Source organism: Pseudobutyrivibrio ruminis HUN009, assembly GCF_000703005.1.
Taxonomy (GTDB): Bacteria; Bacillota; Clostridia; order Lachnospirales; family Lachnospiraceae; genus Pseudobutyrivibrio; species Pseudobutyrivibrio ruminis_A.
Window position 1 is genome coordinate 1,425,162 of sequence record NZ_JNLH01000001.1, and the last position, 22,463, is coordinate 1,447,624.

The window sequence follows — 22,463 nt, forward strand, 5'->3', positions numbered from 1 at the left end:
CTAAACAATTAAATTGTCTTATATTCTTGTTATTGGGGATTGAAAAAATCCCCAATAATCAAGATGCGCAACCAATTGCGCAACAACTTAATAATGTTTCAATTTTGGAGCTTTAGTTATTAGGCCGACTAAGGATTCAAAGAATGTAATGGAAAGGGAGGTTCTATTCATGAAAAGAATGGGGAAGGTGACAAAACGAATTGTCACAGTCTGCATTGCTTTTGCTATGTTACTAGGATTACCTGGTGCAAATCTAGCAATGCTATCAGAAAATGGCCTAAACACAGTTCAGGCCGCATCAAAGGTCAGCAGAGAGTCGGTTCACGACGGAGCTATTCTTCACGCATTTTGTTGGAATTTTAATACTATCAAGGAGAATATGGCAGATATTGCAGCTGCAGGATATACAGCTGTCCAAACATCACCTATTAATGATTGCCTGTCTACAGAGCCAGGTCTTACTTTGTATAGTGATTCTGGTAAGTGGTATTACCATTATCAGCCTACTGATTGGGTTATTGGAAACTACCAGCTTGGCACAAGGGATGAGTTTAAGGCTATGTGCGAAACAGCCGATGAATATGGAATCGCTGTAATAGTTGATATTGATCCAAATCATACAACACCTTTATTCTCAGAAATCAGCCAGGATTATCTTGATGCTGTAGGCGCAAGCTACGATGATGTAACTAATCTTTATCACATCAATGGCTCAGATGTAACAAGAAATATTGATTACAGTGATAGAGTGTCAGTTGTTTATGACCCAATGGGCGGTTTGCCAGATGTTGATACAGAAAGTGACGCTTTCCAGGCATATTTCTATCAGTTCTTAGCAGATTGTATTAATTGCGGTGCTGATGGATTCAGAATTGATACTGCAAAGCATATTGCACTTCCAGATGATGGAGTTCCAGAAACTTATGCAGGTCAAGAGGATAGAAATGATTTTTATCCAAATATGAAATCATATATCGATGATTTAGATAATGTAGATTATGATGATTTGTTTGTATATGGAGAAGTTCTTCAGGGCGATACAGACAGACTCGCAGCATATCAGGATATGCTTGGTGGAACTACAGCAAGCAACTATGGTGCTAAAATCAGAAGTGCTGTTTCATCAGGTTCACTTTCTGCAAGCAAACTAGAAAGCTATGGAATTAGCGATGATACAACTACAGGAACAACCTATACAGCCGATTCAGACAAGCTTGTTACCTGGGTTGAATCACACGACAACTACATAAATGACAAATCTTATAACACAGTTGATGACACAGAGGTAATCCTTGGTTGGGCTATAATTGCTTCAAGAGAGGCTGGAACACCACTGTTTTTCAGCCGACCAAATAATAGCTCTGCTGAAAATCCATGGGGAGATAATGTTCTAGGCGCAGCAGGTTCAGATTTATATAAAGATCCTCAGGTTGTTGCAGTTAATAAGTTTAGAACTGCCATGACAGGTGAGGATGAATACCTTAGAAATCCAAATGGAAATAATTCTGTTCTCATGGTTGAGAGAGGCACAAAGGGAGCAGTTATAATCAATGGCTCTGATGAATCATTTGATTTAGAGTCAGAGACAAATCTTGCAGATGGCACTTACGTCAATTCTGTAGAAGGTGAAGATGGTATCTTTACAGTCCAGGATGGCGTGATCTCCGGAAAAATTTCAGCTAAGTCAGTTGTTGTTCTTGATGAAGCAACTGATGGGGAGTATTCCACGCTATTCTTCTTTAACTCAAAACAGTGGTCTACTGTTAGCGCTATTGTTGATGGTAATACTTATGATTGTGATAGCACTGGTGATGGTTGGTGGAAAGTTACCATTCCATCGGAAGAATTCGAAGTAGTATTTACAGATGGAACAAGCAAATCAGATAAGTTTTCAATTACAAGTACTTCAGGAAAATATTTGACTGGAGAAAACAGCAATTGCTACATGACAAAGGCTGAGGCAGAAAAGGCAATTGGCGTTGTAACCACATCAGTGTATTTCTATAACACAGAGGAATGGTCAACAGTTAAAGCCTATGCTTGGCTGGATGGTGGTGCACAGATTTTTGGAGGATGGCCAGGAGCTACAGCTAAAAGTGAGGGAGACTATTGGTGGAGAGTTGATGTCAAGCTTATGAGCGATGATGATTTCTCTATCATATTTAATAACGGCTCTGGCGCACAGACTGTAGATATAAAGATTTCCGATAAGACAAAGACATATATCGCTTTAGATGGTGGTAGCAGTAATGGAAATCTTACAGTAGGTCTTTACAGTTCAAAGGATGAGGCTATGGATGCTACTGGAATTTATCCGGATAAGACTACTGTGTACTTCTATAACACAAAGGGCTGGGAGACAGTTGGAGTTTATACATGGGGTGCAGTAAGCCTTGGGGATTGGCCAGGCGAGAAGGCAACCTATGATGGCGATGATTGGTGGAAGATGACCATCAACGCGGCACCAGGTGATGACTTCAATATCATTTTTAATGACATGGGAAATGGTGGTCAGACTGGTGATTTAAAGGTTACAAGTATTAAAAATGTTTACTTCTGGGGCAGCAATGCCTATGGCTCTAAGAAAGAGGCTGAGGCGGCTGCCAAGGCAGCATCTGAGCGAGAAGCTGAAGAAGTTGAAGAAGAGGATGGATACACTCTAGTATATTTCTACGATGAAAATCAGTGGGATGATGTATATGTATATGCTTGGGGAGGCAATTACAACAATTGCATTGGAGATTGGCCAGGTACCCAGATGACATTTATTGGCGATAATTGGTACGCTGCTAATGTATTAACAGAAGCAATTGAAAACACTGATTTACACTTAATCTTCAATAATGGTAATGGAACACAGTTAGCTGACAATGTAATGACAGATAAGACAAAGCTTTACTTTGCATCAAGAAGCACTGATGCATTTTCTTCTAAAGATGAGGTTATGGAGCTAGTTGGAAAGACCACAGAAGAAGATGATGACGATGATGATGTTACATATAAAGATGTAGAGGAAGAGACGGAAGTTGCTGATGGCATGGTTCGTGTGTACTATCAGCTTAGCTCAGATTGGGATAGCGATGTATATATGTATGCATGGCTGAAACAGGCTGATGGAACTAGTGCAGGCTTATTACCTTTAGGAGATTGGCCAGGAACCAAGATGACTCACATTGGAAAAGGTTGGCACTATGTAGATATTCCAGAGGAATACTGGAATATGCGCGGGGAGAGCGAAAAGTTGTCTGAAGATGAAGAAGATGTAGAAGAGGAAGAACCAACAGAGGTAGATGAAGACAACGAAGATATTGAAGAAGAGTTGCCAGAAGAGAGTAGTGATGAAGAATTTGATGAAGAAGTAGATGAGGATGCTGTTGCTCAACAGGAAGAAGCAGTAGATGAGGATGCTGATGCTCAAGAGGAAGAAGCAGAAGATGAGGATGCAGATACTCAAGAGGATGAAGCAGAAGATGAGGGGTTAACTATAGCAAGTAATAATGTGTATGTAGTAGGTGCAACAGGCTACACATTAAAGCTAATTATTAACGATAATGGAATTCATCAGCAGATTGACGACGCGGAGACTGTAGTAACAACTAGTCGTCCATCAGATAAAGAGCTTGGAAAGACAACAGAGGCCACAGATGACAATAAGGAAGAGAATAACACTTCTAATAATGAGAGCTCTACAAGTACCGGCCAGACAAGTTCATCATCAAGCTCAAGCCAGGCAAGCTCAAATACAACAAGTAGCTCAACCTCATCAACAAGTGTAAGTGCTTCTACAAGCACAGATGAAACAGCTGCTACAGATACTACAACTACAGACAATATAGCTACTGCAGACTCTGAGTCAGAAACTTCTAATGAGAAGACTACAGTTAAAAAGACTGCATCAAATGCTACTAAGGAATCAACAAAGGATACAACCTCAGATGATTCTAATACTACAGCTTTAACTGCAACTACAGAGGAAGCTGATAGCAACACAGATTCTCAGAGCATTCAGGATGCAGAAACACCAGCAGCAGCTACTGAAACAGAAAGTGGAAATACTGCAGTTGTTATAGTACTAATAGTAGTGATGATAGCATTTGCCGGTGGTGGAGCTTTTGTGATATCTCAGGGAGGAATAGCCAGAATTTTCATTAAGAAAAAATAATATATAAGTGCATTAATGGGTGAATTTTTTGTTTCCTCAAAAGGCTCAATATGGTATACTACCTACAGTTTAGGAAGGAAGGTACAATATGAGCCTTATAATAAAAAACGGAAGGGTTTTGAATCCACCTACAAACACAGACGAAATATTAGATATTAAGATAGACGGGAACAGTATTTCAGCTATTGAGGCTGAAATTGTTCCCGTTTTTTCTGATACGGTAATCGATGCTAAGGGATGCTATGTGTTCCCGGGGCTTATCGATATGCACGTTCATTTCAGAGATCCGGGGCAGACTGCTAAGGAAGATATTGAGACAGGTTCAAAGGCCGCAGCAAGAGGTGGCGTTACAACTGTTCTTGCAATGCCGAATACAAAGCCAGTGGTTGATAATCCAGATCTTGTAAATTATGTCCATGATAAGGGCAAGGAAGTTGGCCTATGTAGAGTGCTTCAGGTTGGTTCAGTTACAAAGGGAATGGAAGGCAAGGAGCTTTCTGATTTGGATGGTATGATTAATGCCGGCATCCCAGCTATTTCAGAGGATGGTAAATCTGTTATGGATTCTGGTTTGTACCGAGATGCTATGAAAATCGTAGCAAAGAAAAATGTTCCGGTTCTTGCTCATTGTGAGGATATCAATCTTGTTCAGGGCGGCGTTATGAACATGGGAACAAAATCCGATTCCATGGGAGAAAAGGGAATCAGCAACGCAGTAGAAAACATCATTGAGGCCCGTGACATTATGCTTGCAGAAGAAACAGGGGCTACACTTCATCTTTGTCATTGCTCCACAAAGGAAAGCTATGACATTCTTAAAGAGGCAAAGGCTAGAGGAATTAAGGTATCTGGCGAAGTTTGTCCTCATCATTTTACACTTACAGAAGACGATATCGTCCCAGGGGACGGTAACTATAAAATGAATCCACCAGTTCGTACAGCTGAAGATAGAGAGGCACTGAGACGTGGCCTTGCGGAGGGCGTATTTGAGGTAATATCTACAGACCACGCTCCACACACAGCAGAAGAAAAAGCCAAGGGCTTTGCATCACCATTTGGAATAGTTGGTCTTGAAACATCAGCCAGCCTTGCATACACAGAACTTGTGTTATCCGGTCTTATCACACCACTTACAATGGCTGCATATATGAGTAGCAATCCAGCTAGAATCCTTGGTAGACAGGATTTGGGAGATATATCTGTTAGTAAAGTAGCAGATATCACAATCTTTGATCCAACTATCGAATATGAAATTCATGCTGCCGACTTTGTTGGCAAGTCAAAGAATATGCCTTATGAGAATCGAAAGGTACAGGGAAAAGTTGTAAAAACTATATTTGGAGGTAATGTTGTATATGATTCAGAAGCTAATTAACCAGATTCAGGAAAAGAACGCGCCAATAGTTGTAGGTTTAGACCCAACAATGAAGCTTATGCCAAAGTCACTTGTTGATAAGTGGATAGGTGAATGCGGCCAGACACTTGAGGCAGTAGGCGAGGCTATGTTTGACTACAACAGACAGATTATGGATGCCACTGCAGATTTGATTCCAGCAGTAAAGCCACAGATTGCTATGTATGAAAGCTACGGCATCCCAGGTATGATTGCTTACAAAAAGACAATTGATTATGCAAAGGAACTTGGTCTTATCGTTATTGCAGATATCAAACGTGGTGACATTGGCTCCACATCTACAGCATATGCTCTTGGCCACCTTGGTTCAGTTCAGGTGGGCGAGTACAAGTATCAGGGCTTTGATGCTGACATGGCTACAGTAAACCCATATCTTGGAACAGATGGTGTAAAGCCTTTTGTAGATGTTTGTAAGGAAGAGGACAAGGGAATCTTTGTACTTTGTAAGACATCCAATCCATCATCAGGAGAATTCCAGGATAGACTTATCGATGGTAGACCACTTTACGAGCACATGGCTGAGAAAATCGAAGAGTGGGGTGCAGACACTCGTGAGGGCAACTACTCAAATGTAGGTGCGGTAGTTGGTGCTACTTATCCAGAGATGGGCGCAAAGCTTCGTAAGCTTATGCCTCACACATATATCCTTGTGCCAGGCTATGGTGCACAGGGCGGTAAGGGGGCTGACCTTGTAAACTTCTTCAATGAGGATGGCCTTGGCGCTATTGTAAACTCAAGCCGTGGCATCATCGCAGCATACCAGCAGGAGAAATATGCGAAGTATGGGGAAGAGAACTTTGCAGGAGCAAGTAGAGCAGCTGTAGAGGATATGCTCGCTGATATCCGCGGAGCCCTTAAGTAAGTTAAGTAAGGAGTTTAATAAAATATGAAAATAAAAGAAAGAGCTACAGTAGTAGCCCAGAAAAAACTGGCAGAAGGTGTATATAGCCTTGAACTTGAGACAAATGCAACTAAATATGCAGTCCCTGGTCAGTTCATAAATATATTTTCAAATGATAAGAGTAAGCTGTTACCTCGTCCAATCAGCATCTGCGAAATCAATGAGTTAAAAAATACTCTTCGAGTGGTATTTAGAGTTGTAGGTGAAGGTACAACAGAGTTTTCTAAGCTTCAGGCTGGGGACACTGTAGAAATCCTTGGCCCTCTTGGAAATGGTTTTCCACTTGAGGGAGAAAAAGCTATTGTAGTTGGTGGTGGAATTGGTGTGCCTCCAATGTTAGAGCTTGCAAAGAAGTTGAAGGGCTCTGTTACAGCAGTAATGGGATATCGCAACGATGATTTATTCCTTGCTGATGAATTCATTGATGCAGCAGCAGATGTGATTATTGCCACTGATGATGGTTCAGTTGGAGTGCATGGTACAGTTGTGGATGCAATGAAGGAAAATGATTTGACTGCAGATGTTATCTATGCTTGCGGCCCAAAGCCAATGCTTAGAGGCGTTGCACAGTATGCCCTTGAAAAAGGTATCAAGTGCTATGTTTCCATGGAAGAGAGAATGGCTTGTGGCGTTGGTGCATGCTTGGGATGCGTATGCCAGTCTAAAGAAGTAGATGATCATAGTCATGTTAAAAATAAAAGAGTCTGCAAAGATGGTCCAGTTTTCTTATCTACGGAGGTGGAATTGTAATGAATACAAAGGTTACTATTGCAGGAGTAGAATTTCAGAATCCTATTATGGAAGCTTCAGGAACCTTTGGTTCAGGTATGGAGTACTCAGAATTTGTAGATTTAAATAAGCTTGGTGCAGTTGTTACAAAGGGGGTTGCTAATGTGCCATGGCCAGGCAATCCAACACCGAGAATTGCCGAGGTTAAATCGGGCATGCTTAATGCCATTGGCCTACAAAATCCTGGGGTTGAGGTGTTCTGCAAAAGAGATTTAAAATTCCTTGAACAGTACAAAGATGCAAAGGTAGTGGTTAATGTTTGCGGTCATTCAGCCGAAGAATATATTGAAGTGGTAGATAGATTGGCAGATGAAAAGCGAGTTGATATGCTAGAAATCAACATCTCTTGTCCTAACGTTAAAGAGGGCGGAATCGCTTTTGGTCAGGATCCTAAGGCAGTAGAGGAAATCACAAGACTTGTGAAAACTCATGCAAAGCAGCCAATCGTCATGAAGCTTTCTCCAAACGTTACAGACATCAAAGTTATGGCAAAAGCTGCAGAAGCTGGGGGAGCAGATGCCATTTCCCTTATTAATACTCTTACAGGGATGAAAATCGATGTTGAACGTCAAAGCTTTGTACTGGCAAACAAGACCGGTGGTATGTCAGGTCCTGCTGTTCATCCTATAGCTGTTCGTATGGTCTACGAGTGTGCTTCTACAGTTTCAATTCCAATTATAGGAATGGGTGGAATATCAACATGGGAAGATGCAATTGAAATGATGCTTGCGGGGGCAACTGCCGTTTCAATTGGAACAGCTAATTTCTATAATCCTACAGCAACACTTGATATACTTGGCGGAATGAAGGAATACATGGAGAGGAAGGGTATTGAGGATATCAATGATATAATAGGCATAGTGAAATAAGGTTTTGCTACACATAAAAATTGAATGGTTACATTGTTCACGGAAATTTCTCACAATATACTCAGATTTTTCCGTGACACTTTCAAATTCATTTGCTAAACTTTATTTACGTCCACAATTTGAAAGGAGGGGAGCTGATGAAGTTCAAGAAGATAGGTGAGGACAAGATTAGATGTGTCATCACAAAAGAAGAAATGGAACAGAACGGCATGGAGCTTGGTGATTTCGTCAGTGACCAGGAAAAGACCCAGAGCTTTATTAGGGATATTCTTGCTGAAGCCTGTGAGACCCTCGGAATTGAGACTCATGCAAAGGCGTACAGCGTTCAAATGACAGTGATGCCACAGGGTGATGTTGCATTACTTATATCTCCAGATTCAAGCACAGGACTGGCTACAGCAATTGAAGAATTGAAAAAGCATCTCACAGGTTTACAGGAGACGCTTTCAACTACGAAAACACCTCAGAGTGCTGCAATTTCGGCTAGCACAGCTGATGTTCCAGTACAGCCTGCAAAGGCTATTACAGATGAAAGTGATGAGGTAACAGCTCAGTATCTGGATACTCCACTTTGGGCAATACTTGATGATTTAGATTCAGCAATTTTACTTTGCAAGCATCTTCCAAAGTACGATGGAATGAAGAGTACTTTGTATCGCTACGGAGATGACTACTATATCAAGCTGAATTTTGAGCTTACACGTAGACAGATTTCAGCAGTGATTTTAGTTATAGCAGAGTTTGCAAATCAGATGTTTACAGAAAGCTTTGATGGAGCATTTCTATTAGAGCACGGCGATTTGATTTGCGAAGATTGCGTAAATGTTTTATCACAAATTTAATACTAAAATAGAAATAGTCAGGAGTTCATCTCCTGACTATTTTTTGTTGGAAAAATATGTGGAGTATTAGCGTTTAGTTAACAGCGTAACCTGTTGATAAATCGCCATTTATAGATAAACTATTAGAAGGAGATTTTATTAAAAGGAGCAGGTGTAAGGGAGTTTCATGAACAGACAGGCATTATTTCACGTACCAGAATCAAGATATTGTTTTCCATTATCAAGAGAGGAAATAGTTTTAAGATTTAGAACAGCAAGAGAAGATGCTGAGAACGGACTAAAAATAAAAGTAATTTATGGCGTAAAATACAACTATCAAAAAGAGAGATATACAGTGGATGTCCCTCTTAAATATAAAGACGAAATCTTTGCATATTATGAAATACAGCTAAAAATTGAGGATGTTCGTTTTGTCTATATCTTTCAGTTAGAAGAGAATGGAAAGGCGTACTATTACAGCGAGGATGGGCTTACAGAAAGCTATAATTATGAGGATTGCTTCTACAATTTCTTCCAGTTGCCATACATCAATGCAAATGATGTTATGCCGCTTGTAAAGTGGATGCCAGAATCGGTATTCTATCAAATTTTTGTAGATAGATTCTGTATTGGAAATGAAAATAAGGACATGTCCTACATTGATATGAGATGGGGTGATAAACCTACCCCTAAAAGCCATGCTGGAGGCGATCTTCGAGGAATTATAAAGAGACTTGATTATCTTAAGGATTTGGGCATTTCAGGAATATATTTAACGCCTATATTTTTATCGGAATCAAATCACAAGTACGATATTATTGACTATAAAACCATAGATCCACAGTTTGGTACGACGGAGGATTTGATAGAACTGGTAAAGGAAGCTCATGCCAGGGGTATTAGACTTGTGCTGGATGCAGTTTTTAATCATTGCAGCACAAAGATGGAGCAGTTTCAGGATGTAGTAAAAAATGGACGTAAATCAAAGTATCACGATTGGTTCATTATTGATGGAGATAAGGCAGACGTAGATAATCGTAATTACGAATGCTTTGCATATTCAAAGTCCATGCCAAAACTTAACACAGCGAATCCTGATGTGCAAAAATATTTGTTGGATATTGCGACTTACTGGATTGATGTAGCTGATATTGACGGCTGGCGACTTGATGTTGCAGATGAGGTATCCCATGATTTTTGGAGAATGTTTAGAAAAGCGGTAAAAGCGAAAAAGAATGATGCCGTAATCATTGGAGAAAACTGGCATGATGCATACCCAGCTTTGCAAGGTGACCAACAGGATAGCATTATGAATTATGCTTTTACTAAAATCTGCCTTGATTATTTTGCAAAAGGAATATGTGATGAGGCAAAAACCGTCCAGCATCTAAATGGAATTTTGATGCGTAACATGAAGCAAGTAAACTATATGATGCTGAATTTGCTTGATTCACATGATACAACCCGTTTCTTTACTGCTATAGGCAAAGATAAAAAGAAATTGGAAACAGCAATGGCATTGACTATGTTTATGCCAGGTGCACCTTGTCTGTACTATGGAACTGAGCAGGCTATGGAAGGCAATCATGACCCTGATTGTCGTCGTTGCTTTAATTGGGACAGAAAAGAGTGGGATATGGATTTCTTGAAAAAAGTAAAGGGTTTAATTGCTTTGAAAAAGAATCCGGTATTGCAACTGGGAGAAATATCAATAGTAGAAGATGATAATGCAATAAATGTAATTAGAAGTTACAAGGGTAAAACAAAGACCCTTAAGATTACAAGTCCTATCGCATATACGATATATTAAAAAATCCTAGGTGCTAGTTTGCACCTAGGATTTCTTTTGCATTTTTTATTCTTTCTGGGGTTGGTGATTCTACGCCTTCAAGGCGATATGGTATGCCTAGCTCAGCATACTTTGGAACTCCCAGACTGTGGTATGGAAGAACCTCTACACGCTCTACAGTTTTAAGTGTATCAATAAATTCACGTGTACGATGTAACAGTTCATCATTATCGCTTCCACCAGGAACAAGTACATGTCTAATCCAAATTCTCACACCCATATCAGATATTTCTCGGGCCATCTGAAGGATATTATCATTAGGTACCCCTGTGAGCTTCTTATGCTCCTCAGGATCGATGTTTTTGATATCAAGCATAACAGTGTCAGTTACGCTCATTAGCTCCTTCCATTTGCTATAAAATGGCTCTTCATGAGTGAATGGCTGGCCGGCAGTATCAATACAAGTGGTGATACCCATTGCTTTGGCTTTCTTAAATAAATCCAATACAAAATCAATCTGAAGAAGTGGCTCGCCGCCACTGACAGTAATTCCTCCATCCTTTTTCCAGTAAGGCTTGTAGCGAAGAGCTTTTTCAAGGACCTGATCTGCAGTATACTGCTCACCCTGATGCTCAGCCCATGTCTCTGGGTTGTGGCAAAAAGCACAGCGCATCTTGCATCCATTTAAGAATATTATATAACGAACTCCAGGGCCATCAACGGCCCCGAAGCTCTCAAATTTATTTATATAACCAAGAATTTCACGCATTATAGTGCCTCGTGGCAAGTACGTGCAATAACGTCGAGCTGCTGCTCTTTTGTTAAGTCGATGAACTTAACAGCGTATCCAGATACACGGATTGTGAAGTTAGCGTACTCTGGCTTCTCTGGATGCTCCATAGCATCGATAAGCTTTTCTTTGCCGAATACGTTAACGTTGAGGTGATGAGCACCCTGATCGAAGTATCCGTCAAGTACGTTAACAAGGTTGTTAACACGCTCTTCCTCTGAGTGTCCGAGGGCACCTGGGTTGATTGTCTGTGTATTAGAGATTCCGTCAAGTGCTTCTTCATATGGAAGCTTAGCAACTGAGTTAAGTGAAGCAACAAGACCGTTCTTCTCTGCACCATATGCTGGGTTAGCACCAGGTGAAAGTGGCTCGCCTGCTGGTCTTCCGTCTGGAAGAGCACCTGTAGCCTTACCATATACAACGTTTGATGTAATTGTAAGGATAGAAGTTGTAGGCTCTGAATCTCTGTATGTGTGGATGTGACGAAGCTTAGTCATGAATGTTCTAAGAAGCCATACAGCAATCTCATCAGCTCTGTCATCATCGTTACCGTAACGTGGGAAGTCACCCTCGATTTCGAAATCCTTTGTGATTCCGTCCTCATCACGGATAGCCTTAACCTTTGCGTACTTGATAGCTGAAAGTGAATCTACACAGTGTGAGAAACCAGCGATACCTGTAGCAAATGAACGGCGTACGTGTGTATCAATAAGTGCCATCTGGCAAACTTCATAGTAGTACTTATCGTGCATGTAGTGAATCATGTTGAGTGCTCCAACATACATGTGAGCTAACCAATCCATCATCTGATCAAACTTGTGCATAACCTCATCGTAATCAAGGTACTCAGATGTGATAGGTGTGTACTCAGGACCAACCTGCTCATGTGACTTCTCATCAATACCACCGTTGATAGCGTAAAGAAGACACTTAGCAAGGTTTGCACGAGCACCGAAGAACTGAAGCTCCTTACCTGTCTCTGTAGCAGATACACAGCAGCAGATTGAGTAATCATCGCCCCATGTAACTCTCATAACATCATCGTTCTCATACTGGATAGAAGATGTGTTTACAGAAATCTTTGCAGCGTACTTCTTGAAGTTTTCAGGAAGACGGCTAGAGTACATAACTGTAAGGTTTGGCTCTGGTGAAGGTCCCATGTTTTCAAGTGTGTGAAGGAATCTGTAGCAAGTCTTTGTAACCTGGTGGCGTCCATCAAGACCGATACCACCAACTTCAAGAGTTGCCCAAACTGGGTCACCTGAGAATAACTGGTTGTAAGACTCGATACGTGCAAACTTAACCATACGGCACTTCATTGTAAAGTGATCAATGATTTCCTGTGCCTCAGACTCTGTGATAACACCATTTGCAAGGTCACGTGTCATGTAGATATCAAGGAATGTAGAAACACGGCCTACTGACATAGCAGCGCCGTTCTGAGTCTTGATAGCTGCAAGGTAACCGAAGTATAACCACTGAGCAGCCTCCTTAGCGTTTGCAGCTGGCTTAGAAATATCAAAGCCGTAAGAAGCAGCCATTTCCTTCATGCCCTTAAGAGCATTGATCTGGTCTGTGATTTCCTCGCGAAGCTGGAAGTCATAACGTCTCATACCCTGACGATTTGTGTTTGCAAAGTCAATCTGTTTCTTTTCGATAAGGTAATCGATACCGTAAAGAGCAACTCTTCTGTAATCGCCTACGATACGACCACGGCCGTATGTATCAGGAAGACCTGTAAGAATTTTATTGTGACGAGCTTTCAAAATCTCTGGTGTGTAGATATCGAAAACTCCCTGATTGTGTGTCTTGTGATAAACAGTAAAGATTTCGTGAAGCTTCTCGCTTGGCTCATAACCGTACATTCTGCAAGACTGCTCAGCCATTTTAATACCACCGTATGGCATGAAAGCTCTCTTAAGAGGCTTGTCTGTCTGAAGACCAACGATCTTTTCAAGATCCTTTGTATCCTCTGAGATGTAACCTGGACCATAAGAAGTAAGAGAAGAAACAATTTCTGTCTCCATGTCTAAAACGCCGCCCTTAGCACGCTCAGCTGCCTGAAGTTCCTGAAGCTTACCCCAAAGTGTGTTAGTAGCATCTGTAGGACCTGCTAAGAAAGACTCATCTCCATCATAAGGAGTGTAGTTGTTCTGGATGAAGTCACGTACGTTAACGTTATCTTTCCAAACGCGACCGACGAAACCATTCCATTGTGCGAAATCATGATTTGCCATTGATTTGTTTCCCTTTCTGTTTATAAAAATATAAAAATTTATAGTTCTGTTTGTAAGCTAGGTGGAAGCCTTACAAACGCCGGCTAGTGGGGTTATATTAGCCACAAATCGGACAGTTAGTTGCGTCTAACATTCTAGCCTTTAATAATATACCATAGGAGTGATAAAAAATTCACAATGTACTCAAATAAAAACATTTTTTCGGTGTATTTCTACAAAAACATATTGTACGTAACTAATAATAGATGCCGTTTTGTATAGTAGAGTTTTTTTTGGTACAATGAATTCACATTAATTTACAAAGTTTGGAGATAAATTTGGCTACAAATAATACAAGTACAAAAAACAAAGTAAAAGGGCCTAGTCAGACTGCTCCTGCAGGATACAAAGGCAAGAATCAGGCATTCCTTGATGCGGAATATCTTAGCGCGAGATATAAAAAGAGTTCCATCGAGGATGTTATTTCAGTGGGCGTAATTATTACAAATCCAGCCCATGAGGAGCTTGATAGATTCTACTCAACAGTTCAGCTAAGACCTGGCCATAAATTACCGTCACTTATTACTGAGCTCACAGGTCTTACAAATGAAGATTTAGAGGACGCCCCAGCCTATGAGGACGTTATGACTGAGCTTATCACCCGCATACGAAAGTTCCAGGTTGGAAAAATCTGTGTTTGGGGTGGAGATAAAAACAGTTTTCAAAGGGACTACGAATCTAGAAATCTGGAAAAGCCTCTCAAGAGAAGTGTTGCAAAGTTTATAAGCACTTTTGATAATATTCAAAAAGAAGTCAGCTTGGATGTTACTGGAGGCTTAGATGCTAATCTTTCTCTGGCAGATATGAAAACAATCTGTGGACTTGGCGGTCATGTGGAGCATAACGCACTTGCAGATGCTGAAGATATGCTTAACTGCATCAGAATCATTGAACAGGATAAGATGAAGTACGATGGGGTACGAGCAGCTGAATATAAAAAGTTCAGAGGCGAATACGTTAAAAATAGAAGCTTTGGCGATGTGGAAGAGGATGATGAGCTAATCATCGATTCTAAGATAGGCAATGATTTCTTGGAAGAATTAAAGAGCAAAGGCTTCCACGAGAATCCAAAGACAAAAGCATTTATGGATGATTTAGGATTCTTACTTGGTCAGGGGAATGTATACATGGGTACATTCTCAGAGATGATGGAAGAAAAAAATATGTAAAAATAAAAGCTGATGCTATTGATTTGGCATCAGCTTATTTTTTATTTATCTTTTTCGGTTGATGTAGAATTGAATGTAAGAGATAGCTCTGTGCCGGTATCGGTTGTTGCACTAACTGTGATAGTGCCATCTTCTGCAAGGGTGGCAGTGCCTAACTCTATTTCGTTGTTATCGCCACTTGTTATAAAGATAACGGAATCTTTTGTGACTTCGTATGTTCCAGTAATGGTTTCATCTTTAAACTTTTGATCAAGTGAATCCATGGAAGATGTAAGTGAAGCTGTCATTTGATTTGTTAAGTCTGTAATGAAAGCATCTGCAGATTCATATCCCATGAACTGGGCACGCTCATTTGTAAGCTCAGCCCTGGAAAGTCCTTCAGCAGCAAGAATATTATCAAGGATTGCTGTCATGTTGTTTGTGACAATATCGGAAAACTCGGTTTTGAAATTTGAAGGATCAAGCTCCATTGTGTAGTTGTGTTCCTCATCAAGTGAAAGCTTAACTCCTAGAGTGAGTGAGCTGATATCTATTCCCATTTCAGCCATATAAGTGGTTGTTTCTGGGTCTACTAGGTCTACAACATTGACTGTTGAAGTATATTCTCCTGAAATATTCTTTTCTCCACAACCTGTAAGTGTGGTAGCAGCAATAATAACTGTGGAAAGAATAAATGCCAGTTTCTTACGCATGTTTTACTCCCTGTCTCAAAAATGTGAATTATTATTTATAGAAGTGAGTCTAGCATAACAATTAAAAAATGTAAATCACTAGGAATCAGGGGAAAATTGGAGTATATTAATAAACGACTGATTCTATATTTGTAAGGAGATTTTTATGGGAAAACAAAGGTGGAAAGCAGGCAATATGATTTATCCACTTCCAGCTGTAATGATTACATGCCGAGATAAGGAAGGGAATGATAATGTGTTTACTGTTGCATGGACAGGAACAGTTTGTACCAATCCTCCTATGGCATACATTTCAGTTAGGCCTAGCAGATACTCATACAATATGATAAAAGAGACAGGTGAATTTGTAATCAACTTGACTACAGAGGAGCTTGCATTTGCTACAGATTTCTGTGGTGTCAAAAGCGGTAGGGATGTAGACAAGTTTGAAGCTTGCGGCCTTCACAAGGAAATGGCAGATGAAGTCAATGTCCCTATGCTGGTTGAATCGCCAGTCAACATCGAATGTAGAGTCCGAGAAGCGCATGAATATGGTAGCCATACTATGTTCGTTGCAGATGTTCTTGCTGTGCACGCAGATGAGAAATATATGAATGAAACAGGAAAGTTCCAACTTGAAGAATCAGACCCATTGGCATACTGCCATGGCACATATTTTGGTCTTACTAATCCAAAGGGTACCTTTGGATATTCAATAAAGAAAGAAGGAAAGAAAAAATGAACAAAACAGTAAAAGGATTATTTGAATTTATAGAGGAGAGCCCATCTCAGTTCCACGTAGTGGCAAACGAAAGACAGAGATTTTTAGATGCTGGTTTCGTAGAGTTAAACGAAGCAAAAGAGTGGAAAATCGAGCTTGGCAAGAACTATTTCGTTACAAGAAATGGCTCATCAATTCTTGCATTTAGAATGCCTAAGGATTCTCTTAAGAGCTTTATGATTATGGCTTCACACAGCGATTCACCAACATTCAGAATCAAAGAGCAGCCAGAAATGAAAGAGGGCCACTATGTAAAGCTTAACACAGAAAAGTATGGCGGAATGCTTATGGCTCCTTGGTTCGACAGACCACTTTCAATTGCTGGTCGTGTTATTGTCAGAAGCAAAAATGGTATCGAAACAAAGCTTATCGATTTTGACAGAGACCTTTGTATGCTTCCTTCACTTGCAATCCACATGAACAGAGAAGCAAACGATGGCTACAAATACAATCCACAGAAGGATTTACTTCCACTTGTATCTATGGATGAAAACTTTAATCTTAAAAAGCTTGTTGCAGCAGAGCTTTCAGTTAAGGAAGATGAAATCTTAGGATCTGACCTATTCCTTTACAACAGAGAGCCAGGTAAAGTTTGGGGTGCAGACGAGGAATTCATTTCAATCAGAAGACTTGATGACCTTCAGTGCTCATACAGCTCAATGATGGGACTTCTTGCAGCAAAGAATTCTGCTACAGCTGCTCAGATTCACGTAACATTTGATAATGAAGAGGTTGGAAGTGGCACAAAGCAGGGTGCAGATTCAACTTTCTTATATGATACTTTGGTTCGCATCAATGAGGCTATGGGTGGCAACAATTCTAGCCTTCTTACAGCAATTGCTAATTCATTCATGGTTTCAGCAGATAATGCTCATGCATTACATCCAAACTATGCAGAAAAGAGTGACCCAACAAACAAAGTTTATATGAACGAGGGTGTTGTAATTAAGTTCAATGCAAATCAGAAATACATGACAGATGGTTTAGCTTTTGGTATCTTCACAGAAATGTGCAACAAGGCAAAGGTTCCATATCAGACATTTGTAAACCGTTCAGATGTAGCTGGTGGCTCAACACTTGGCAACATTTCAAACGCCCATGTTTCAATCAATGGTGTTGATATTGGATTAGCTCAGCTTGCTATGCATTCACCATATGAAACAGCAGGTGTGAAAGATACCGAATATTTGCTTAAAATTGCTACGAAATTTTACGAAACAGTCATTGAAAATGTTTCAGGCTCAGATTATACTTTAGATTAATTTTTGAAGGCTTTGACACATTTATATTGACACTTGGGGGAAAATGAGATGAAATTCAGACCATGCATTGACATTCACAACGGTAAGGTAAAGCAAATTGTTGGTTCAACTATTTCAGATTTGGGGAAATTGGATGGTCAGCCAAAGGAGAATTTTGTGGCAGATAAAGGTGCAGATTTTTTTGCAAATCTTTATAAGTCGGATAATCTTAGAGGCGGACACATCATCAATCTGAATATGAAAGGTACACCAGAGTACGACGCATCTAAAGAAGAAGCGCTTAAAGCTCTTAAAGCATTCCCTGGAGGAATGCAATATGGCGGCGGAGTAGATGATAAAAACGCAAAAGAATTTATAACTGCAGGAGCTAGCCATGTAATTGTCACCTCTTATGTTTTTAATGATGGAAGAGTTGACTTTGATGCATTGAAACGTATATCAGAGGCTGTAGGAAGAGAGCATTTGGTTCTGGATTTATCTTGTACCAGAATAGATGATAAATATGTCATTGTTACAGACAGATGGCAGAAGGTTTCAAAGGAAGTTATTACATACAATTTCCTTGATAGACTTGCAAAATACTGCGATGAGTTCTTGATTCATGCAGCAGATGTGGAGGGAAGACAAAATGGCATTGATAGAGATTTAGTTGGATTTTTATCTCGTTACAAACGTGTTCCAATTACATATGCAGGCGGAGTATCGGATTATGGCGACATAGAGCTCATTAGCTATCTATCTGATAATAATATGGATTTCACAGTAGGCTCATGCCTGGATTTATTCGGCGGAGATTTATCCTACGAACGAATAGTGAAACGAATTGTAACTAGGTAATTAGGCAACAAAGGAAGGTACTCATGTTTAAAGTAAACACTAATTTTCAAAAACTCCCTGGCAGCTATCTATTCTCTACAATTGCTAAAAAAGTAGCTGCATACCAAGAAGCTAATCCAAATGCAGATATTATCAGACTTGGTATTGGCGATGTTACTCAACCAATTGCACCAGCTATGATTAACGCGCTTCACAGTGCAGTTGATGAAATGGGAGACGCTAAAACCTTCCATGGCTATGCTCCTGATTTGGGATATCCATTCCTTCGCGAAACTATTGCAAAAAACGATTATCAGAGCAGAGGTTGTGATATTTCATCAGATGAGATTTTTGTTTCAGATGGTGCTAAATCAGATTCAGCTGATATACAGGAGTTATTTGCAGCAGATGTTAAAATCGCAGTTTGCGATCCTGTTTACCCAGTATATGTAGATTCAAATGTTATGGCAGGTCGATGTGGTACATACGATGCCACTCTTGGTAAATGGTCAGACCTTATCTACATGCCTACAACAGCTGAAAATAATTTTGTTCCAGAATTTCCAAAGGAGACACCAGATGTAATTTATCTTTGTCTTCCAAACAATCCAACAGGTACAACTCTTACAAAGGGTCAGCTTCAGCTTTGGGTTGATTATGCAAATAAAAATAAATGCCTAATCATTTTTGATGCGGCATACGAAGCATATATTTCAGAGGAGGATGTTCCTCACTCTATCTATGAATGTACTGGTGCAAAGACATGTGCAATCGAGATTCATTCATTCTCGAAGAATGCAGGCTTTACTGGCGTTCGTTTGGGCTACACAGTAGTGCCAAAGGATCTTGTTTATGATGGAATTTCGCTTAATGGCATGTGGGCTCGTCGTCATGGAACAAAGTTCAACGGCGCTCCTTACATCATCCAGCGAGCAGGTGAGGCAGTTTATTCAGCAGAAGGTCAGGCCCAAATCAAGCAGCAGGTTAGCTTCTACATGAATAATGCAAAGACAATCTACACTGGTCTTAAGGATGCTGGATATCAGGTATATGGCGGAGTTAACGCTCCTTATATTTGGTTAAAAACACCTGACAATATGACATCATGGGATTTCTTTGATTATCTTCTTGAGAATGTTCAGATTGTTGGAACACCAGGTGCTGGCTTTGGACCATCAGGTGAGGGCTACTTCAGACTTACTGCATTTGGTTCAGCTGAAAATACAGTTAGAGCTATTGAGCGAATCAAAAACTTATAAATATGGTTAATACTAAGTATGAACTAATAATTAAAGATATAAAAAAGGCAATCAATTCCGGCAAATATGGGGTGGATGAAAAGATTGCATCGGAAAACGAGTTGGCTGCAAAGTATGGCGTTAGTAGACAGACCGTGCGCAAGGCTATTGGTCAGCTTATATCTGAGGGCTATCTTTATGCACGTCATGGAAGCGGAACTTTTGTTGCACGTCCTAAAATAAAAAGAGGCCACAGCAAGAATATTGCTGTGGTTTCAACTTACATGTCGGATTATATTTTCCCGAGGGTAATCCAGGGCATCAATCAGGTGCTTGATGAAAATGGTTATAGTATCCTTCTTAAGACTACCAATAATTCCCGCAAGGGTGAGGCCTGGTGTATGGAGGAGCTTTTATCAAAAAACATCGATGGCATGATTATTGAACCTAGCCAAAGTGCCATTAGCTGCCAACATCAGGTTTTATATGAACAAATGGATGCCATGGGAATCCCTTATGTGTTTATTCAGGGTTGTTACGAGGCTATGATGGATAGGCCTTATGTAATGCTTGACGATGTGGAAGGCGGTAAGCTTATTACAGAACATTTGCTTAACCTTGGACATCGCCAGATTGCTGGTATTTTTAAGGCGGATGATATTCAAGGCATTCTCCGACACAAGGGATATGTAAAAGCGTTGGCTTCTGCAGGTGTAGCCTATGATCCGGATTTAGTTGTGTGGTATCACACAAAGGACAAAACTACAAAGCCGATGGAAGGGCTTCTCAGAATTTTTGAAAATGGAATTCCTTGTCATGGAGTGGTTTGCTACAACGATGAGATTGCTGCAGATGTAATTAAGGGCTTGACCAACATAGGCAGAAATGTTCCTCATGACATATCAGTGACGGGCTTTGACAATTCCTTGCTTGCTCACAGTAAAGGAATTACCACCATTGCACATCCCCAGGAAGAGCTTGGGAAGAAAGCAGCCCAGACGCTTCTTGGGCTTATCGATGGAAGCATTTCAAAAAAAGAAGCTCACATATTATTGGAGCCAAAAGTAATAGAAAGAAAATCTTGTTTTTAAGCAGTAAAAAAGACGCCGGCGGGGCGTCTTTTTTAAAAAGGGAGAATAATGTTATGAAAAAAATGGTTCATCGCTTCTGTCTTGCGATGTAATTATAATACAATCAATTTCTGAACGAACAATGGAAAATATGTGAATAAAGAATGCAAAATAAAAATAGTATTTGTGAATTGCTAACCGCTGGTGTGAAATAATAGAAATATGTTAATGCATGTAACTAAATACTCTGCAAACAAATAGCTGGTACCATCGTACCAGCTTTAATAAAAACACCAAATACATTAAATTAACTCATACGCGCACATCTATCATGGTGCCGGAAGTGGGATAGACCAAGCTCTCTAGTGAAGGAGTATTCATACTCATACTCTGTGCTAGCGCCTGACCCTGTCCTTCTACGAGATCTAATGTCTTACCGAGCATAGCAGTCCCCACTGCAGACATTAACTGATTTTGACTTAGACTCATAGAAATTTCGGCTATATCCATATGGCGCCTCCCCTAAAAAAGACTGAATCTTTTTTCATTTCTCTATAAGTGTATCATTTGCTTAAACCTATTTGGTGCCAAATTGTGACCAATATGTGAACAAACTGTGAAATGTGAACAAGTGTGAGAAATAAGTGTAGTTTTTATGTGCACTGTAGAAAAATGAAAAAAGAATAATTATAATGAGAATAGTTACAAAATGAGGGGAAGCATGGCTATACTAAAAATCAATTTAAACGATCCTTTGATGAAAGCAATCAAAGCAGTCAACTCTATCGGTGGAAAGTCACTTACCCAGGAGGATTTGAAAAAGCAAAGATCTTCCATGGAATTGGCTAGCAAGCTTGCAACGCCAAATGACGGATTCACTGTAGAAAGCTTTATTGCAGAGGGCGTTTCTTGTGAATGGGTTAAACCAGATTTGGCCCATAATCCAAACTATATAATTTTATATGCTCATGGCGGTGGATATACCTGCGGCGGTCTTGGTTATGCAAGGATTCTTGCAGCAAAATTGGCTATATCCACAGGCTTTTCTGTAGTCTCGTTCGAGTATAGACTCGCCCCTGAAAACAAATATCCAGCAGCATTAGATGATGGAATGGTTGTATGGAATCATCTTGTGCAGCAAGGTTATGGTGCAAAACAAATCCTTCTTGCAGGAGATTCAGCAGGAGGGAATCTTGTATTGTGTATGACACAAAAGCTTATATCAGAAGGAAGAATTGGGCCTAAATCATTATTATTGTTTAGCCCATGGACAGATATGACAGCTACATCTTCATCTTACGAATCCTGCAAAGATAAGGATCCAATCCTTACAAAGGATTATGTGGAGGGAGTAAGGGATGCTTACATAGGTGCAGAGGCGGACAGAGCTGACGCTAGGTACAGTCCATTATATGGAGACTTCAAGGATTTTCCACCAACTCTTATTATGGTTGGCAAAAACGAAATCCTTTATGAGGATAGCGCACAGCTGTCAAAAAAGATTCACAAGGCTGGCGGACAGGTGATGCTGGACACCGAAAAAGATGGATGGCATGTGTATCAGCAGATGCCACTGCCTATGGCTGGGCGAGCTATGAAGCGCCTATCACGGTTCGTCACAAGTGTAATCTATTAGAAAAACTAT

The 22,463-nt window shown here is 40.2% G+C and carries 18 protein-coding genes; 14 read left to right on the plus strand and 4 right to left on the minus strand.

Translation table 11 applies throughout. From position 1 onward, the window contains the following. Window positions 1–169: 169 nt before the first annotated feature. The 7 genes from BO15_RS13130 to BO15_RS12870 all read left to right on the plus strand — a co-directional run bounded on the left by BO15_RS13130 (window position 170) and on the right by BO15_RS12870 (window position 10,766). A complete protein-coding gene (locus BO15_RS13130) occupies window positions 170–4,162 on the plus strand; it encodes a starch-binding protein (protein ID WP_052169807.1) in 3,993 nt (1,330 codons plus the stop codon). A gap of 88 nt (window positions 4,163–4,250) precedes the next feature. Further along, complete coding sequence (locus BO15_RS0106525) at window positions 4,251–5,537, plus strand: dihydroorotase (protein ID WP_033153418.1); 1,287 nt, start codon at window positions 4,251–4,253, stop codon at window positions 5,535–5,537. Beyond that, a complete protein-coding gene (gene pyrF / locus BO15_RS0106530; protein WP_033153420.1) occupies window positions 5,518–6,438 on the plus strand; it encodes an orotidine-5'-phosphate decarboxylase in 921 nt (306 codons plus the stop codon). The genes BO15_RS0106525 and pyrF overlap by 20 nt, the downstream gene beginning before the upstream one ends. A 24-nt stretch (window positions 6,439–6,462) precedes the next feature. Then, window positions 6,463–7,227 carry a dihydroorotate dehydrogenase electron transfer subunit gene (locus BO15_RS0106535; protein ID WP_033153422.1) on the plus strand — a complete coding sequence of 255 codons (765 nt, stop codon included), beginning with the start codon at window positions 6,463–6,465 and terminating at the stop codon, window positions 7,225–7,227. Beyond that, window positions 7,227–8,135 (plus strand): dihydroorotate dehydrogenase, encoded by a 909-nt coding sequence (locus tag BO15_RS0106540; RefSeq protein WP_033153424.1) that lies wholly within the window; start codon window positions 7,227–7,229, stop codon window positions 8,133–8,135. Before BO15_RS0106535 ends, BO15_RS0106540 begins: the two co-directional genes overlap by 1 nt. 137 nt (window positions 8,136–8,272) lie before the next feature. Then, on the plus strand, window positions 8,273–8,977 hold the full coding sequence (locus BO15_RS0106545; protein WP_033153427.1) for an adaptor protein MecA: 705 nt from the start codon (window positions 8,273–8,275) through the stop codon (window positions 8,975–8,977). A 166-nt stretch (window positions 8,978–9,143) separates the two neighbouring features. Further along, window positions 9,144–10,766: a glycoside hydrolase family 13 protein gene (locus BO15_RS12870; protein WP_052169808.1), complete on the plus strand. Its 1,623-nt coding sequence runs from the start codon at window positions 9,144–9,146 to the stop codon at window positions 10,764–10,766. Window positions 10,767–10,779: 13 nt separating this feature from the next. Here BO15_RS12870 and pflA read toward each other — a convergent pair whose 3' ends face one another. Next, window positions 10,780–11,514, minus strand: coding sequence for a pyruvate formate-lyase-activating protein (pflA, locus tag BO15_RS0106555; RefSeq protein ID WP_033153428.1), 735 nt, complete (start codon window positions 11,512–11,514; stop codon window positions 10,780–10,782). Next, window positions 11,514–13,772 carry a formate C-acetyltransferase gene (gene pflB, locus BO15_RS0106560; RefSeq protein ID WP_033153430.1) on the minus strand — a complete coding sequence of 753 codons (2,259 nt, stop codon included), beginning with the start codon at window positions 13,770–13,772 and terminating at the stop codon, window positions 11,514–11,516. Before pflB ends, pflA begins: the two co-directional genes overlap by 1 nt. A gap of 317 nt (window positions 13,773–14,089) precedes the next feature. On the opposite strand from pflB, the gene BO15_RS0106565 reads away from it, so the two are divergent. Next, on the plus strand, window positions 14,090–14,980 hold the full coding sequence (locus BO15_RS0106565; protein WP_033153432.1) for an exonuclease domain-containing protein: 891 nt from the start codon (window positions 14,090–14,092) through the stop codon (window positions 14,978–14,980). Window positions 14,981–15,021: 41 nt separating this feature from the next. Here the strand turns inward: BO15_RS0106565 and BO15_RS0106570 are convergent, their stop codons facing one another. Further along, window positions 15,022–15,672 carry a hypothetical protein gene (locus BO15_RS0106570; protein ID WP_033153434.1) on the minus strand — a complete coding sequence of 217 codons (651 nt, stop codon included), beginning with the start codon at window positions 15,670–15,672 and terminating at the stop codon, window positions 15,022–15,024. A gap of 145 nt (window positions 15,673–15,817) precedes the next feature. Between BO15_RS0106570 and BO15_RS0106575 the strand changes: the two genes are divergently transcribed. The 5 genes from BO15_RS0106575 to BO15_RS0106595 are packed head-to-tail and all read left to right on the plus strand — an operon-like array spanning window position 15,818 to window position 20,839. Then, window positions 15,818–16,393: a flavin reductase family protein gene (locus BO15_RS0106575; protein WP_033153436.1), complete on the plus strand. Its 576-nt coding sequence runs from the start codon at window positions 15,818–15,820 to the stop codon at window positions 16,391–16,393. Beyond that, window positions 16,390–17,694, plus strand: a complete 1,305-nt coding sequence (locus BO15_RS0106580; RefSeq protein ID WP_033153438.1) for a M18 family aminopeptidase — start codon at window positions 16,390–16,392, stop codon at window positions 17,692–17,694. The genes BO15_RS0106575 and BO15_RS0106580 overlap by 4 nt, the downstream gene beginning before the upstream one ends. Window positions 17,695–17,742: 48 nt before the next feature. Further along, window positions 17,743–18,531, plus strand: coding sequence for a phosphoribosylformimino-5-aminoimidazole carboxamide ribotide isomerase (gene hisA / locus BO15_RS0106585; protein ID WP_033153440.1), 789 nt, complete (start codon window positions 17,743–17,745; stop codon window positions 18,529–18,531). A gap of 23 nt (window positions 18,532–18,554) precedes the next feature. Beyond that, the gene (locus BO15_RS0106590; protein WP_033153442.1) at window positions 18,555–19,769 is read left to right on the plus strand and encodes an LL-diaminopimelate aminotransferase; all 1,215 of its coding nucleotides are present in this window, start codon (window positions 18,555–18,557) and stop codon (window positions 19,767–19,769) included. A 2-nt stretch (window positions 19,770–19,771) separates the two neighbouring features. Next, window positions 19,772–20,839: a GntR family transcriptional regulator gene (locus BO15_RS0106595; RefSeq protein ID WP_033153444.1), complete on the plus strand. Its 1,068-nt coding sequence runs from the start codon at window positions 19,772–19,774 to the stop codon at window positions 20,837–20,839. 291 nt (window positions 20,840–21,130) lie between these two features. On the opposite strand, the gene BO15_RS13905 is transcribed toward BO15_RS0106595, so the two are convergent. Next, window positions 21,131–21,328, minus strand: a complete 198-nt coding sequence (locus tag BO15_RS13905; protein ID WP_033153446.1) for a YjfB family protein — start codon at window positions 21,326–21,328, stop codon at window positions 21,131–21,133. Between the two features lie 211 nt (window positions 21,329–21,539). On the opposite strand from BO15_RS13905, the gene BO15_RS0106605 reads away from it, so the two are divergent. Next, window positions 21,540–22,454: an alpha/beta hydrolase gene (locus tag BO15_RS0106605; protein ID WP_033153448.1), complete on the plus strand. Its 915-nt coding sequence runs from the start codon at window positions 21,540–21,542 to the stop codon at window positions 22,452–22,454. Window positions 22,455–22,463 lie beyond the last annotated feature (9 nt).